This window comes from Candidatus Sulfotelmatobacter sp., from assembly GCA_035498555.1.
Classification (GTDB): domain Bacteria; phylum Eisenbacteria; class RBG-16-71-46; order RBG-16-71-46; family RBG-16-71-46; genus DATKAB01.
In genome coordinates, this window is record DATKAB010000085.1 from 1 (window position 1) to 15,317 (window position 15,317).

Annotated in this window: 16 protein-coding genes; all 16 read left to right on the plus strand. The window is 68.5% G+C overall.

The window, feature by feature from the left end; all coding sequences use genetic code 11:
- Window positions 1-1,104 (plus strand): methylmalonyl-CoA mutase family protein (locus VMJ70_07745; GenBank protein HTO91008.1); only part of this gene is annotated, 1,104 nt, incomplete at its 5' end.
- Window positions 1,104-1,301: a hypothetical protein gene (locus tag VMJ70_07750; GenBank protein ID HTO91009.1), complete on the plus strand. Its 198-nt coding sequence runs from the start codon at window positions 1,104-1,106 to the stop codon at window positions 1,299-1,301. The genes VMJ70_07745 and VMJ70_07750, both read left to right, overlap by 1 nt.
- Window positions 1,301-1,963, plus strand: a complete 663-nt coding sequence (locus VMJ70_07755; protein HTO91010.1) for a cobalamin B12-binding domain-containing protein — start codon at window positions 1,301-1,303, stop codon at window positions 1,961-1,963. Before VMJ70_07750 ends, VMJ70_07755 begins: the two co-directional genes overlap by 1 nt.
- Window positions 1,964-2,014: 51 nt before the next feature.
- Window positions 2,015-2,611: a flavodoxin family protein gene (locus VMJ70_07760; protein ID HTO91011.1), complete on the plus strand. Its 597-nt coding sequence runs from the start codon at window positions 2,015-2,017 to the stop codon at window positions 2,609-2,611.
- A 114-nt stretch (window positions 2,612-2,725) separates the two neighbouring features.
- Window positions 2,726-3,871 (plus strand): acyl-CoA dehydrogenase family protein, encoded by a 1,146-nt coding sequence (locus tag VMJ70_07765; GenBank protein HTO91012.1) that lies wholly within the window; start codon window positions 2,726-2,728, stop codon window positions 3,869-3,871.
- Window positions 3,872-3,920: 49 nt separating this feature from the next.
- Window positions 3,921-5,120 carry an FIST N-terminal domain-containing protein gene (locus VMJ70_07770; protein HTO91013.1) on the plus strand — a complete coding sequence of 400 codons (1,200 nt, stop codon included), beginning with the start codon at window positions 3,921-3,923 and terminating at the stop codon, window positions 5,118-5,120.
- Complete coding sequence (locus tag VMJ70_07775) at window positions 5,117-7,258, plus strand: tetratricopeptide repeat protein (protein ID HTO91014.1); 2,142 nt, start codon at window positions 5,117-5,119, stop codon at window positions 7,256-7,258. The genes VMJ70_07770 and VMJ70_07775 overlap by 4 nt, the downstream gene beginning before the upstream one ends.
- Window positions 7,259-7,428: 170 nt before the next feature.
- On the plus strand, window positions 7,429-8,295 hold the full coding sequence (locus tag VMJ70_07780) for a plastocyanin/azurin family copper-binding protein (protein ID HTO91015.1): 867 nt from the start codon (window positions 7,429-7,431) through the stop codon (window positions 8,293-8,295).
- 108 nt (window positions 8,296-8,403) lie between these two features.
- Window positions 8,404-9,597 (plus strand): acetyl-CoA C-acetyltransferase, encoded by a 1,194-nt coding sequence (locus VMJ70_07785; protein ID HTO91016.1) that lies wholly within the window; start codon window positions 8,404-8,406, stop codon window positions 9,595-9,597.
- Window positions 9,598-9,602: 5 nt separating this feature from the next.
- Complete coding sequence (locus VMJ70_07790) at window positions 9,603-10,499, plus strand: 3-hydroxybutyryl-CoA dehydrogenase (protein HTO91017.1); 897 nt, start codon at window positions 9,603-9,605, stop codon at window positions 10,497-10,499.
- 60 nt (window positions 10,500-10,559) lie between these two features.
- Entirely contained in the window at window positions 10,560-10,919 is a 360-nt protein-coding gene (locus tag VMJ70_07795; protein ID HTO91018.1) for a BPSL0067 family protein, read from the plus strand.
- A complete protein-coding gene (locus VMJ70_07800; GenBank protein ID HTO91019.1) occupies window positions 10,916-12,106 on the plus strand; it encodes an acyl-CoA dehydrogenase in 1,191 nt (396 codons plus the stop codon). Before VMJ70_07795 ends, VMJ70_07800 begins: the two co-directional genes overlap by 4 nt.
- Window positions 12,107-12,134: 28 nt before the next feature.
- Window positions 12,135-12,518, plus strand: coding sequence for a hypothetical protein (locus tag VMJ70_07805; GenBank protein ID HTO91020.1), 384 nt, complete (start codon window positions 12,135-12,137; stop codon window positions 12,516-12,518).
- Between the two features lie 25 nt (window positions 12,519-12,543).
- On the plus strand, window positions 12,544-13,695 hold the full coding sequence (locus VMJ70_07810; protein ID HTO91021.1) for an acyl-CoA dehydrogenase family protein: 1,152 nt from the start codon (window positions 12,544-12,546) through the stop codon (window positions 13,693-13,695).
- 1 nt (window position 13,696) lies between these two features.
- Entirely contained in the window at window positions 13,697-14,080 is a 384-nt protein-coding gene (locus tag VMJ70_07815; protein ID HTO91022.1) for a hypothetical protein, read from the plus strand.
- A gap of 82 nt (window positions 14,081-14,162) precedes the next feature.
- Window positions 14,163-15,284 (plus strand): DUF362 domain-containing protein, encoded by a 1,122-nt coding sequence (locus VMJ70_07820; GenBank protein ID HTO91023.1) that lies wholly within the window; start codon window positions 14,163-14,165, stop codon window positions 15,282-15,284.
- Window positions 15,285-15,317 lie beyond the last annotated feature (33 nt).

Sequence of the window (15,317 nt, forward strand, 5' to 3'; positions counted from 1 at the left end):
CAGAACGACATCCTCAAGGAATACATCGCGCAGAAGTGCTGGTGCTTCCCGCCCGAGCCCTCTCTGCGCATCATCGTGGATCTGATCGAGTTCTCCACCCAGCACGTGCCGCAGTGGAACACCATCTCGATCTCGGGCTACCACATCCGCGAAGCGGGCTCGACCGCGGCGCAGGAGCTGGCCTTCACGCTCGCCGACGGCTTCACCTACGTCGAGCGCTGCCTCGAGCGCGGCATGGACGTGGACGATTTCGCGCCGCGGCTTTCGTTCTTCTGGAACAGCCATCTCGATTTCTTCGAGGAGATCGCCAAGCTGCGCGCCGCGCGCCGCATCTGGGCCCGCCACATGCGGGAGCGCTACCGGGCGCGCAAGAAGGAATCGTGGCTGATGCGCTTCCACACCCAGACCGCCGGCTGCTCGCTGTGGGACAAGCAGCCCGAGAACAACATCGTGCGCACCGCCTTCGAGGGCCTGGCCGGGGTGCTCGGCGGCACTCAGTCGCTGCACACCAACTCGATGGACGAGACGATCGCGCTGCCGAGCGACAAGGCGGTCAAGATCGCGCTGCGCACCCAGCAGATCATCGCCCACGAAATCGGCGTCACCGAGACCATCGACCCGCTGGCCGGCTCCTACTACGTCGAGAGCCTCACCAACCGGCTCGAGGAAGAGGCCGAGGCCTATTTCCGTCAGATCGATGGGCTGGGCGGCGTGGTGCCGGGTATCGAGCAGGGCTTCTTCCAGCGCGAGATCGGTCGCGCCGCCTACCAGTACCAGCAGGAGATCGAGAAGAAGCAGCGCATCCTGGTGGGCGTGAACGAATATCTCGAGCCCGACGAGAAGCTCGAGATCCCGATCCTCTACATCAGCGAGCAGGCCGAGGCCGAGCAGAAGGCCGCGCTCGAGGAGCTGCGCCGCACCCGGGACAACCGGGCGTGCACCGCGGCGCTCACGGCGCTCACCGCCGCCGCCCGCACGCGGCCGGGCGAGGCCAACCTGATGGCGAAGATCCTCGACTGCGCGCGCGCCTACGCCACCGAAGGCGAGATTCGCGGAGCGATGCGCGAGGTGTTCGGCGACTACGTCGAGAGCGCGGAGTTCTGATGACCTACATCCCTGCCAACTCGAATCGCGATTTCTGGGCGGCGTTGGCCGCGATGGGGGCGACGCTCGCCGCACTGTTCGGCGGCACCGCGCTCGCTCGCCGCATCGCGCGGCCGCGTGAAGAGGCCGAGCTCGGGGCGGCCGCCAGCACCGGCGAGCCCGGCCACGGCGACGTCACGCCCGGCGCATCCCACTGATGCGCAAGATCCGCGTGCTGGTGGGCAAACCGGGCCTCGACGGCCATGATCGCGGCGCCAAGGTGGTGGCGGCCGCGCTGCGCGACGCCGGCATGGAAGTGATCTACACCGGTCTGCATCAGACCGCCGATCAGGTGGTGGAAGCCGCGGTGCAGGAAGACGTCGACGTGGTGGCCCTCTCGATCCTCTCGGGCGCCCACATGACGCTGTTCCCCGAGGTGCTCGAGAAGATGCGCGAGCGCGGCATCGGCGATCGCCTGCTGACCGGCGGCGGCATCATCCCGCCCGAGGACATGGAGACGCTGGCGAGACAGGGCGTCGGCAAGCTGTTCGGGCCCGGCACCTCGACCCAGGACATCGCCGCCTACATCCACGAGTGGTGCGCATCGCGTTTCGGGGCCGCCGAGATCGCCCCGCTCACCGAGCGGCGCGGCTCGAGCGCCATGCCAGTGCCGACCGCGGCCGAGGTCGCGCATCACGCGCCGCGTGCGGCGCGTCCCGCGCTGGCAGCGCCCGCGCCCCGCCGCGCGTCCGCCGCTCCGGCACGAAAGCCGGCGCGCAAGAAAGCCGGCTCGAACGGATCGCGTCCCGCGCGCGCGACGGCCGCGAAGCGCAAGCCCGCCCGGCGCGTCGCGGCCAAGGGCGCCCGCGGGCGGCGCTGAGTTCTTCCGGCGCTCGATTCGCTGCCCCCGGCTTCAACTGATGGGTGATTCATGCGCCAGCTCGTCGCCCTGAATGGCAGCCCGCTCCGTGGCAGCAGCCTTGACCTGTTGCTCGAGGCGGCGGGCGAAGGCGCGCGCGAGGCGGGCGGCGAGTTCCTGCACCTGCGCTGCGGCGAGTTGAACGTCCGTCCCTGTCAGGCCTGTGGACCCGAACCCACGTCCGGCTACTGCGTGTTCCACGACGACATGGATCGAGTCTACGAAGCGCTCCAGCGCGCGCACGCGGTGGTCGTGGGTTCTCCGATCTACTTCGACGCGGTGAGCGCGCAGCTCAAGCTGGTGATCGACCGGTGCAATTGCGTGACGCCGCTGGTCATCCTGCCCGACGGCCGCGAGGATTTCCGACCGAAGTGGGCGCGCACGCGCCGCGCCGCGTTCGTGGCCGCGTGCGGGTCGCACCGCCGCCACGATCTGGCCGAGCGCAGCGTGCGCGGATTCCTGAAGTGGGTGGGGGCGAAGTGGGAGGAGACGTTGGTCTGGGCTCACGACGACAGCGGGCTGGGCAGCGTCGCAAGCCAACCGGAGCTGCTCGAGAGCGCGCGCGCACTGGGACGGCGTCTGATCGAGGGAGAGCCGCTCGCCCCCTGAACTTACCGGCACGATTACCTTCCGCCGGTCGCGGTGAGTTAGAGTCGGGGGCAAACACGTCCATCGCCACCCGGCCCGGGCCGCCGCCGGACCGCTCACCCATCGGGAGCCTTCATGGATCTGCTTCTGCGCGAGGAACACTTTCAGGTTCGCGAAACGGCGCGCCGCTTCTCCGACGAAGTCGTGGCGCCGCGCGCCCGCGAGCTCGATGAAAAGGAGGAGTTCCCGCACGACCTGGTGAAGCAGATGGCCGAGCTGGGCTTTCTCGGGCTCCCGTTCGCCGAGAAGTACGGGGGAGCCGGGCTCGACACGCTGGCCTACGTGGTCGCGGTCGAGGAAATCGCGCGCTGGTGCGGCTCCACCGCCATCACGCTGGCCGCGCACGTCTCGCTGGGCTGCGGCCCGGTGTCGCTGATCGGCAGCGAGGAGCAGAAGCAGCGCTTCCTCACTCCGATGGCGAAGGGCGACGCGCTCGGCGCCTTCGGGCTCACCGAGCCGCACGCGGGCTCGGACGCGGCCGGCACCCAGACGCGGGCCGAGAAGGTGCACGGCGGCTGGAAGGTCAATGGCTCGAAGATCTACATCACCAACGGCAGCGTCGCGAAGTACGTGACCTTCACCGCCCGCACCAGCAAGGAGACGGGCACCAAGGGCATCAGCGCGTTCATCCTCGACACTGCGACGGCGGGATTCAAGGTCGGCAAGATCGAGAAGAAGATGGGTCTGCACGGCTCCGACACGGCCGAGATCCTGTTCGAGGACTGCATCGTGCCCGAGCAGAACCTGCTCGGCGATGTGAGCGGCGGATTCGCAGCCTTCATGCGCACGCTGGCCGGGGGCCGCATCTCGATCGGCGCGCTGGCCCTGGGCCTCGCGCAGGGCGCCTACGAGCACAGCCTGAAGTACGCGCAGGAGCGCAAGCAGTTCGGCCAGCCGATCGCCGGCTTCCAGGCGATTCAGTTCATGCTGGCCGACATGGCGATGAAGATCGAGGCCGCGCGCGCGCTGGTCTATCAGGCGGCGGTGCTCCGCGATCAGGGCAAGGAGTTCCTCAAGCAGGCCTCGATCGCCAAGCTGTTCGCCAGCGAGATGGCGAACTGGGTGACCGACAAGGCGATTCAGATCCACGGCGGCATGGGCTACTGTCGCGACGTGCCGGTGGAGCGCATGCATCGCGACGCCAAGCTGATGGAGATCGGCGAGGGCACCAGCGAAATCCAGCGCATGGTGATCGCGCGCGAGATCCTGCGCGGCACTTGAGCGAGAGGAGCTTGCGCGGCGCCCGGGGACGGCGCGCGCCAGTTCGGTCATGAGCATTCCTTCGGGTTCGCGCATGCGCTGGGCCTCGGCGGTCTCCACGCTCGCCGACGCCGCGCCGGCGGTGGACGAGGTGGTCGAGGCGCTGCGCACCGGACTGGCTGGCGCGAGCGTCGATTTGATGCTGGCGTTCATCGGTGCCGCCCACGTCCGCCACGCCGAGGCCATGGCCGCCGAGCTGCGCCAGAAGCTCTCGCCCGGTTGCCTGTTCGGCGTCACCGCCAACGGCGTCGTGAGCCGCGAGCACGAGCTCGAGACCGGCCCGGCGCTGTCGGTGGTCGCCGCGCGGCTGCCGGGAGTGCGGGTTCGGCCGTTCGTGCTCACCCAGGATCTGTGGCGCGATGCGCTGGGCGACCCCAAGGTGTTCGGCGCCGCCGCACCCGGCGTGGGCGAGAGTGAGCTGGTATTGCTGACGGGCGATCCATTCTCGCTCGACGTCGAGCGCGTGCTGGCGGCGTTTCATCGCCACGCGCGCGGAGTGCGGGTGGTGGGCGGCATGGCGAGCGCCGCGCCCCGGCCACACGGCAATCGCATCGTGCTCAACGACTGGGTGGCCGACGAAGGGGGAGTGGGTGTGGCGTTGTCGGGGGCCTTGCGCGTGGACGTGATCGTCTCGCAAGGCTGCCGCCCGGTCGGGCCGCCGCTCACCGTGACACGCGCCGAGGGGCACCTGATCCTCGAATTGGACGGACAACCGGCGCTCGAGCGCGCCGAGCAGACGCTCCGCTCGCTGGGCGAGGGCGAGCGCGAGGCACTGCGCAACGGCCTCTACGTCGGCCGGCCGGCGCGGCTCGGCGCCGACGGCCGCGGCGACTGGCTGATCCGAAACCTGCTCGGCGCCGATCGCGATCGCGGCGCCCTGGCGGTCGGTGACCTGATCGCCGAGCGCGAACGCATCCGCCTGCACGTGCGCGATCGCGACGCGGCACGCGAGGATCTCGAGATGCTGCTCTCGCCGCAGGCCTTCGACGGCCAGGCGGGCGCCGCGCTGCTGTTCGCGTGCAACGGTCGCGGCCGGGGTCTGCATGGCGTCCCCGACGGGGATCTCGGCCTCTTGCAGAGCGCGCTGGGTGGCGTGCCGGCGGCCGGAATGTTCTGCGCCGGCGAGATCGGACCGGTGGGCGAGCGCAATTTCCTGCACGGCCACACCGCCAGCATCGCCATCGTCCGCGAGGCCGCGACGCGCTCATGAACCAGACGCGCGCCGGCGCGTCACGGAGCGGGTTGGCGATCGCGACTCTGGCGACGCTCGTGCTGCTGCTCGCACATGCGTGGCTCTATCGGTTCCTCACCGACGACGCGTTCATTTCATTTCGCTACGCGCGCAATCTGGCTCACGGCCACGGCCTGGTGTTCAATCCCGGGCTCGAGCGCGTCGAGGGCTTCAGCAACTTGCTGTGGACGCTGCTGCTCGCCGGCCTGGACGCGCTCGGCCTCGCACCCGAACGCGTGGCGATCCCGCTCGGGCTCGGGTTCACCGTCGCGCTGTGGGCGGTGATCGCCGGGTGGATGGGGCGGCGCTGGAGCGCACGCGATCGACCGCTGGCGCTGGTGCCGCTCCTGTTCCTCGCGCTCTCCCGCAGCTTCGCCGTTTGGTCGACGAGCGGGCTCGAGACCCGGCTGTTCGAGCTGCTGGCGGTCGCGGGTCTCCTGCGCCTGATCGAGGAGAGCGAGTCGCTGCTGGGCGGCCGGCCGCCCGGGCCGCCGCTCGCCGCCTGGCTGCTGGGACTCGCTTCGCTCACGCGTCCCGACGGCGCGCTGATCGCGGGCTCGGCGCTGCTCGCCTCGGCGTGGGTCACGCGGGGACGCGGCCAGCGCTGGCTGCGACGCGCGCTCGGTCGCGCGTGGCCGTGGCTCGCGCTGATGGTCGCGGTCGAGGCATTCCGCTGGGCCTACTACCACGCCTGGGTGCCGAACACGTATTTCGCCAAGGTCGGCGGGCGGCTGCAGTGGGAGGCCGGACTCGAATACGTCGCGGCGTTCGCGCTCGAGTACGCCGCATTCCTCTGGCTGCCGTTCCTGATCGCGGGGATCGCCCGACTGACTCGTGCCGGCGAGCGTCCGCTGGTGCTGATCCTCGCGGCGGCCGCGATTCCCTACGGACTCTACGTGATCGCGATCGGCGGCGATCATTTCGAGTACCGGCCCCTGGACCTCTACTTCCCGCTCGTGGCGCTCGTGATGGGCGAGGGGCTGCGCGAGTGGTGCGTCACCCGCCGCGGTGCCGCGGCGGCGGTCGTGATGTCGGCCGTGATGCTGGGCGGTCTCACGCTGCTGCCATGGCGATCCCACCGAGAGTTTCCGCGCGTCTACAGCTCGGGCTTTCCCGGCTATGAGAGCTCGGCCGGTCCCGAGGCCGACCGCTATCTCGATCCGAGCGCGAATCCGATCACGCGGCTGCCCCTGGTCCGCGAATGGGCCGCGGCGCATCGGGCGCTGTTGCGCCGCGCGACCGCGCGCTTCGCCGGGGTGCGCGAGGAGGAGCACGCCCTGTTCCTCGCCCAGATGCGCGAGGAGGGGCTCGCGATCCGGAGGCTCGTCGATCAGGGACGGCTGCCGCACGATGCCTTCATCGCCACCGATTGCGTGGGGGCGGTTCCCTATCTCACCGATCTGCCCACGCTCGATCGCCACGGGCTCACCGATGCCCGGGTGGCGCGGCAGGCGTTCCTCGATCCACGCGTCGCGCACGGCAAGGAGGCGACGCCCGAGTACGCGCGCCGGCGCGGAGTGGACCTGTGGTTCCACGATCCGGCGCGATTGCTGGCGCCGCTGGCCTCGAGCCGCTTCATGCGCGCCTGGATCGAAGCGCGCGAGGCGCGCGTGCCGGTTTACGCGGCCGATGGCGGCTCGGGCGAGTGGCTGCTGGCGATGCTGCCGCGCGGCGCGGACGGGGCGGCGCGGCGCATGCCGCGACTCGCGTTCGTCGCGCTCGCCGATTCATCGGCCTCGGCCCCGATCGGCGAGCAGGCGATCGACGCCTGGCGGGAAAAGCTCGCCTCCGACTCGACCGACACCGAAGCCTGGGATGCGCTCGGCTATCTCCACGCCTCGCTCGGGCACGCCGAGGACGCTCGCGACGACTACCGCGCGCTCACGGTTCGCGAGCCCGGCGACGCCGACGCCTGGATCAACCTCGGCGTGGCCAGCGTGCGGCTCGGCGATTGGCGCGGCGCGATCGCCGCCCATGAGCGCGCGGCCGCGCTGCTCGAAGCCGCCGGCGAGGCCGGTCGCCTCGAGGAGGTGCGAGCCGAGATCGCCCGGCTCGAGCGCGGGCCGGACTCAGGTGGGGATTACCGGGCGCGCCGGCCCGCCCCGGCAGAGCCCTGAGATTCGCGGAATTTTCGAGAGTTTCGAGCCAACAAACGCGGCCAAGTTCGAGGTTTTCGCGGTCAGCCGATGTGAGAGGCTTTTCCCGCGCGCGAGTCCGCCCGCGCTCGATTCGCACCCCCGCACCCATGGTCCCGCGCCGCTCGCCTGGATTCCTCGAGGAGGCTGAAGTGTTCGCGTCGTCACGACATCCGCGCACCCGCCACGTCCTGCTGCTCCTGCTGTTGATGTTCGCTCTCGTCGTGGTCGCGCCACGCCCAGGCCATACGCCGGCCGCGCGGGCCGCGGCGGCCATCGGCGCTCACCTGAACGGGCCGGCAGGCATGGCGATGAGCGACGAGGCGATGCGCCAGATGGTGCTCGACTATTCGGCGTCGCATCCGCAGCACGTCTCGGGCCCCGCGCACCTCGCCAGCCCGCTCGCCGCGCCGGTCGATTCGTTCACCGCCGTCAACTTCCGGTTCGAGCACGACGGCAACGCCGCCACCCAGGTCGACACCGCCACCATTCAGGCGGGGCAGACCATCCGCTTCAAGTGGGGAACGGGGTTCCACACCTGCATCAGCGGCACCGGAAGCAGCGATCCCGACGTGGGCACGGTCTTCAGCCACAATCTCCAGAGCGCCGCCGACAACTTCGACGTCACCATCGACACGCCTGGCACCTATCCGTTCTTCTGCAGCATTCACGAGTCCTCCGGCATGAAGGGCATCATCGTGGTCAACGCCACGGCGTCGGTGCCCGCTCCGCGCGCCGCGAACGTGGGCTTCGTCTCACCGCTCGCGCCCAATCCGACCTCGCGCGGAGTCTCATTCCGTATCGCGCTGGCCCAAGCGGGTCACGCGCGCGTCGACGTGTTCGACACGCAGGGCCGGCACATCGCGACGCCGCTCGACGGGGAGTTCGCGGCCGGGACCTTCTCGGGCTCGTGGAACGGCCTCGACGGGCGCGGCGGCCGGGTGAACGCCGGTGTGTACTCGCTGCGACTGCGCGCGCCGGGCCTCGAACAGACCAGGCAGCTCGTCTACACGCGCTGACGCCTCGGGTCCGCGCCCCGCGAGCGTCCCTGCGGGGCGCGGGCCTTTGATGTATTCTCGGGTCGATTCCGGCCTGTGCAGTTCCACGCCACCCGAGAGATTCCGTCCATGGCTTCCTATCCCGATGTCTTCATCGTGGGCGCCGCGCGCACCCCGATCGGCAAGTTCCTGGGCGGTCTCGCCCCTCTCAAGGCCTCGGACCTCGGCGCGATCGCCATCCGCGAGGCGATGAGCCGCGCCGGAGTCGGCCGCGACGACGTGGACGAGGTGCTGATGGGCCACGTGGTGCAGGGCGGGCAGGGGCAGGCGCCCGCGCGCCAGGCGCAGATCAAGGCCGGAATCCATCCGGCGGTCGGCGCCGTGACCATCAACAAGGTCTGCGGCTCGGGACTCAAGGCGGTGATGATGGGCGCCCAGGCCATCAAGGCCGGCGATGCCGACTGCATCGTGGCGGGCGGTCAGGAGAGCATGAGCACCGCGCCCCACTACCTGTTCACCGGACGCACCGGCATGAAGCTCGGCGACACCTCGCTCAAGGACGGCGTGGTGATGGATGGCCTGTGGTGCTCGTTCAACGACTGCCACATGATCGAGCTCGCCCAGTACACCGCCGAGAAAGCGGCGCTGACCCGCGCCGAGATCGACGAGTTCTCGGTGAGGAGCCAGCAGAAGGCGGCGGCCGCCTGGAATTCCTGCCATTTCTCGAAGGAAGTCGTGCCGGTGTCGATCCCGCAGCGGAAGGGCGATCCGATCGTGATCGCGAAAGACGAATCGATCCGCCCCGAGACCACGCTCGAGGCGCTCTCCAGGCTGCCCGCGGTCACTCGCGATCGCGGCGGCATGATCACCGCCGGAAACGCGCCGGGCCTCAACGACGGCGGGGCGGCGCTGGTGCTGATGAGCGGAGCGCGCGTGAAGGAGCGTGGCGCTCGCCCGCTGGCGCGGGTCGTGGCCTACGCGACCGGCGGCGGCGAACCCAGGGATTTGTTCTTTGCCCCGATCGACGCGGTGCAGAAGCTCATGAAGAAGATGCAGGTCTCGATCGGCCACTTCGACCTGATCGAAGCCAATGAGGCCTTCGCCGCGCAGGCGGTGGCGGACGGCAAGGCGCTGGGCTGGGACTGGGACCGCGTCAACGTGAACGGCGGCGCGGTGGCGCTCGGCCATCCGATCGGCGCCTCGGGGGCGCGGGTGCTCGTCACCTTGTTGCATGCGCTCGAGCGGCTCGACAAGCGGACGGGGCTCGCCACCTTGTGCCTGGGCGGCGGCAACGCCGTGGCGCTGGCGGTCGAGCGGGCCTAGGCGCGATGGGAGCCGCCACCGAATGGGCCGCGATCGGCGCCTCGGCCGCGATCCGCAGGGTCGCCGTGGTGGGCGGCGGGACCATGGGCAACGGCATCGCGCAGGTGTTCGCCACCGCCGGCATCGACGTCGAGCTGGTGGACGCCAAACCGGAGTTCGTGGAACGCGCGCTCGGCACCATCGGCCGGAACCTCGAGCGCGTCGCGAAGAAGCAGGCCTGGCCAAGCGAGCAGGCGCCCGGAATCCTCAAGCGCATCCGCGGCGGCACCGCGCTCGACGCGGCCAAAGACTGCCCGCTGGTGATCGAGGCCGTCAGCGAGAGCTTTCCCTTGAAGAGGCAGATCTTCGAGTCGCTCGATTCGCTGGCGTCGCCGACGGCGATTCTCGCCACCAATACTTCGAGCATCTCCATCACCGAGATCGCGGCGGTGACGCGCCGCCCCGCGCAGGTGATCGGCATGCACTTCATGAATCCGGTTCCGGTGATGCAGCTGGTGGAGATCATTCGCGGACTCGCGACCAGCGACGCGACCTTCGCGACCACCGAGGAGCTGGCGCGGCGGTTGGGCAAGACGCCGGTCGAGGTGCACGACTACCCCGGCTTCGTCTCGAACCGCATCCTGATGCCGATGATCAACGAAGCCTGCTTCACGCTGATGGAGGGCGTCGCGAGTCGCGAGGCGATCGACACGGTGTTGAAGCTGGGCATGAATCACCCGATGGGGCCGCTGGCGTTGGCCGACCTCATCGGTCTCGATACCTGTCTCAGCATCATGGAAGTGCTCCATGAGGGTCTGGGCGACTCGAAGTACCGACCCTGTCCGCTGCTGCGAAAGATGGTGGCCGCGGGCTGGCTGGGGCGGAAGACGGGACGAGGGTTCTACGAGTATCCGGCCGCCTGACGCTCGCGCTTCCGGCGCGACGCGCTCGAGTGCGGCGTTCTGGACTCAACCGAGGAGGAAGTGATCGTGTCCTACCATGCCGCGATTCTCGAACAATTCGTGGGCAAGACCGTGGGCGACGGAAGCGACGTGGCCTACGTCCGCGCCGTGACGATCGCGCCCTCCTCGGGCATCTGGCGGAGCGGCGAGCGAGTGCGGGACAGTCTCAATCTTCTCAAGGGCACGGCGATCGCGACTTTCATGGCCGGTCACTACTACGACGGCGCCGCCGGCAACTGGGCGGCGATCTACCTGTCCCAGGACGCCTCGGGAATCCGGGTGCTCTGCCAGGAGGCGGGCTACCCGGTGCACGAAGAAGTCATTCCCTGGACCGCCCCGGCGGCCGAGAACGCAGGCGAGCTTTTCCACGTCATCGAATGAGTTCTTCGACGCTCACCGAAGCCGGTCTGTCCTTCGAGATCACCGAGGAAGCGCGCACCGTCCGTGAGATGGTGCGCGACTTCGCCGAGAGCGAGATTCGCCCGATCGCGGCGCAGATCGACGAGAGTCACGAGTTCCCGGCCGAGAACGTGAAGAAGATGGCCGAGCTCGGCCTGCTCGGCATGTTCGTGCCCGAGCAGTGGGGCGGCGCGGGCATGACCTATCTCTCCTACGTGGTCGCGATCGAGGAGCTGTCGCGCGTCTGCGCCAGCCACGGCGTGATCGCCTCGGTCAATAATTCGTTGGTTTGCTTCCCGTTGATGGCCTATGCCAATGACGAACAAAAGAAGAACTGGCTGACCCCGCTCGCCAAGGGCGACCTGCTCGGCGCCTACTGCCTGACCGAGCCGCAGGCCGGCAGCAACGCCGCCAACCAGCGCACCACCGCGGTGAAGGACGGCGATTCCTGGGTCCTGAACGGGACCAAGCTCTTCATCACCAACGCCGGCCCGGCCGACGTGCTGATCACGTATGCGGCTACGGATCGCTCGCTGGGCCCCCGGGGTATCTCGGCCTTCATCGTTGACGCGAAGATCCCGGGCGTGAAGAAGGGCAAGAGGGAGCACAAACTCGGGATTCACGCCTCCGACACGCGCGAGATTCTGTTCGAGAACGCGCGCGTCCCGGCCGAATGCCTGTTCGGCGAGTTGAACAAGGGCTACACCGTGGCGCTCGCCACGCTCGGCGGCGGGCGCATCGGCATCGCGGCGCAGGCGCTGGGGATCGCGCAGGCCTCGGTCGAGGCCTCGGTGCGCTACGCGAACGAGCGCGAGCAGTTCGACCGCAAGATCGGCGAGTTCGATGCGATCCGCCACATGCTCGCCGACAGCGCGGTCGAGCTCGAGACCGCGCGATTGCTGGTCTACCAGGCGGCGTGGTTGCGCGACCAGGGGCGCCCGCACGTCAAGGAGGCGTCGCTGGCCAAGTGGCACGCCTCGGAAGCCGCGACGCGCTGCGCCAACTGGGCGATCCAGGTGCACGGCGGCTACGGCTATCTGACCGAATTCCACGTCGAGCGCTACTGGCGCGACGCGCGCATCTGTGAGATCTACGAAGGCACGACCGAGGTACAGAAGATGGTGGTGGCGGCCCAGCTCCTCAAGGAGTGGCCGTTGCCCGGCAGCTAGTCGCAACGAATCTCGGAGGGAGTGCGAAATGCTTCGACCGGTTCGTCCCGTCGCGCTGGTGATCCTGACCGCCTGCGCGCTGTATCCGGGCCTGACGTTCACGTTTCAAGGGCTGTACGCGTTCGTGGCCGGCTATCACTTCAATCAGATCGGTCAGTTCGGACCCTGGGTGGACCTGACCATGCGCCTCGGGATTCCGCCGATCTGGGCGTGGGCGGTGAAGACCGCCGTGGGCCTGTTCTGGCTCGCCGGAGTGCCGGGCCTGTGGGCGGGCGACTGGCGCGCGTATCCGCTGGTACTGCTCGCCGCGTTCGCGTCAATGCTGTACCCGGGCGGCCCGATGCTGATGGGCGCGATCGGGCTCATCTGTCTCGTCTTCTTCCGCGAGAAGTCGAGCGACGTTCCGGCCTGAGACCGGCGGGAATCCCGACGACGCCATGAACCTCGATCTCACCGAAGATCAGATCTCGATTCGCGACGCGGTGGTGGAGCTGTGCCAGCGCGAATTCGCCCCGCACGCCGCGCGCTGGGATCACGAGGGCGACGTCCCGCACGATGCGGTCGAGAAGCTCGCCGCGCAAGGATTCCTGGGCATGGCGGTGCCCGAGGAGTGGGGGGGGCTGGGCTACGACGCGCGTACCATCACCATGGTGATCGAGGAGATCGCCCGCGTTTCCGCATCGCTCGCGATCATGATCGCGGTGCACAATTCCGTCGGGTTGTTGCCCGTCTATCGCTGGGCCACGGAAGAACAGAAGAAGAAATTCCTGCCCCGCCTCGTTTCTCGCGAAATGAGCGCGTTCTCGCTCTCCGAGCCCGGCGCCGGCTCCGACGCGGGCGCGCTGCAGACCAGCGCCACCCGTGACGGCGAATTCTACGTGCTGAACGGCAGCAAGAACTGGGTGACCAACGGCGACCAGGCCGGCGTTTACCTGATCTTCGCGCGCACCGACAAGAACGCCGGCCACCGCGGCATCTCGGCGTTCATCGTCGAGCGCGGCGCCGCCGGACTGGTGCTCGGCAAGCCCGAGGACAAGATGGGCCTGCGCGGATCCGACACGATCGCCCTCACGCTCGAGAACCTGCGCGTGCCCGCGGCCAATCGCCTGGGCGCCGAAGGCGAAGGATTCACGATCGCGCTGAGCGCGCTGGATGCCGGGCGCATCGGCGTGGCGGCTCAGGCTCTCGGCGTCATGCGCGCGGCGTTCGAGGAAGCGATTCGCTACTCGCAGCAGCGCGTGGCGTTCGGTGGGCCGCTCTCGAAGATCCAGGCGATCCAGTTCAAGCTCGCCGAGATGGAGCGCCGCATCCAGTGCTCACGACTGCTGATTCGCAGCGCCGCCTGGAAGCGCGACACGCAGCGGTCGTTCGGTCGTGAGGCCTCGATGGCCAAGCTCTACGCCACCGAGGCTGCGACCTGGGTGACCCACCAGGCGATCCAGATCCACGGCGGCTACGGATACGTGAAGGAATACGCGGTCGAGCGCTACTACCGTGACGCGCGCATCATGGAGATCTACGAAGGGGCCAGCGAGATTCAGCGGCTGGTGATCGCACGCAGCCTGCTGAAGGACGGCGTGAAGGTCTAGCGTGTCGGGCACGGCCGCGTCCCGCGCTCAAGTCGCGATCTGTGCGATCGCCGGCCTGGTCGCCAGCGGGCTTGCCTACTGGCCGCCCGCCTATCCCAAGGGCCCGAGCATGGAGCTGTGGTTCGCGCTCGGAGTGCTGGCGGGCCTGGTGTCGGGGTGGGTGATCCGCGCCGGCTGGCGGGCGCCGTGGTTCTCGGTCACGGCGGGATTCGTGCTGGCGGTGATGATTCGCGTGGGCGTCGAGGTCACGCGCGGTCCGACCTCGCACAATCTCTGGCCGTTCGAAGTCGGGCTGGCGCTGGTTTGGGGCCTGCCCTCCTCGATCGCGGGTCTGGCATTGGCGCGATTGGCGCAGCGAATCCTGACGCCCGATCAAGCATCGTAGGTGTGCGGTCGATAACGGTTTCGCCGGGTTCTGCTAGAATTTCCGCCCGCCGCAGGACCTGAGTCCCCACACCGAGGCCATCATGTCGAAAGTCGCCGTGCTCCGCACCACGCCCGAGACCGTCGTCGAGGACTACGGCCGCCTGATGGATCTGGCCGGCTACCGCCAGGCCTTGCCGTTCGACAAGCAGACCTGCCTGCGCATCAACATCTCGTGGCACGTCTGGATGCCGGCGTGTTCGACCACTCCCTGGCAAATGCATGGGGTGATCGAGAAGCTCAAGAGAGACAATTACAACGTCTCGCGCGACCTGATTGCGGCCCAGAACGACACCGTGGTGGTGAGCTGCCGCGAGGGCACGGTGGCCAACCATCTTGCGCCCGTGCTCGAGAAGTATCGCGTGCCGATCCAGTATCTGAGCGAGCCGCCCACCGAATGGATCCGCTATCAACCCAAGGGCAGGATGCTGGTGCTGGATCGGGTGTACGAGAAGCAGGGCATCCAGATTCCGAAGATGCTGATGGGCAGGAACGTGATCCACATGCCCACGGTCAAGACCCATATCTTTACCGGCACTACGGGTGCCATGAAGAATGCGTTCGGCGGACTGCTGAACTTGAATCGCCATTGGACGCACTCCGTCATCCACGAGACTTTGGTCGATCTCTTGCGCATTCAAAAAGAGATTCATCCCGGCATCTTTGCGGTGATGGACGGCACCATCGTCGGCGACGGTCCCGGGCCACGGTGCATGCGGCCTCACGTAAAGAACTACATTCTGGCCAGCGATGACTGCGTCGCGATCGACGCGATCGCCGCCAAGATGATGGGCTTCGATCCCATGAGCGACTTGAAGTTCATCCGACTCGCGCACGAGAACGGTCTCGGCGTCGGCCGCCCCGAAGAGATCGAGATCGTCGGCGACGACATCAAGAACGTGAATTTCGGATTTCGAGGAAGTCTCAACGAGAACACGTTCGCCTCGCGCGGTCAGAAGCTGATCTACTGGGGACCCTTGAAGCCCCTCGAAAATCTGCTGCTGCGCTCGCCGATCGTGCCCTGGAGCTACGCAGCCTCGCGGCTGTATCACGACGGATTCTGGTATCCGGTGAACGGCAAGCCACGCGTCCAGGACATGCTCAAGACGCCCTGGGGACATCTGTTCAACGCCTACGGAGACGGGACCGCGCTACAGAAGGCGTGAGCGGCGGCAGTTCTTGAAGACTCCTTCGCGCCC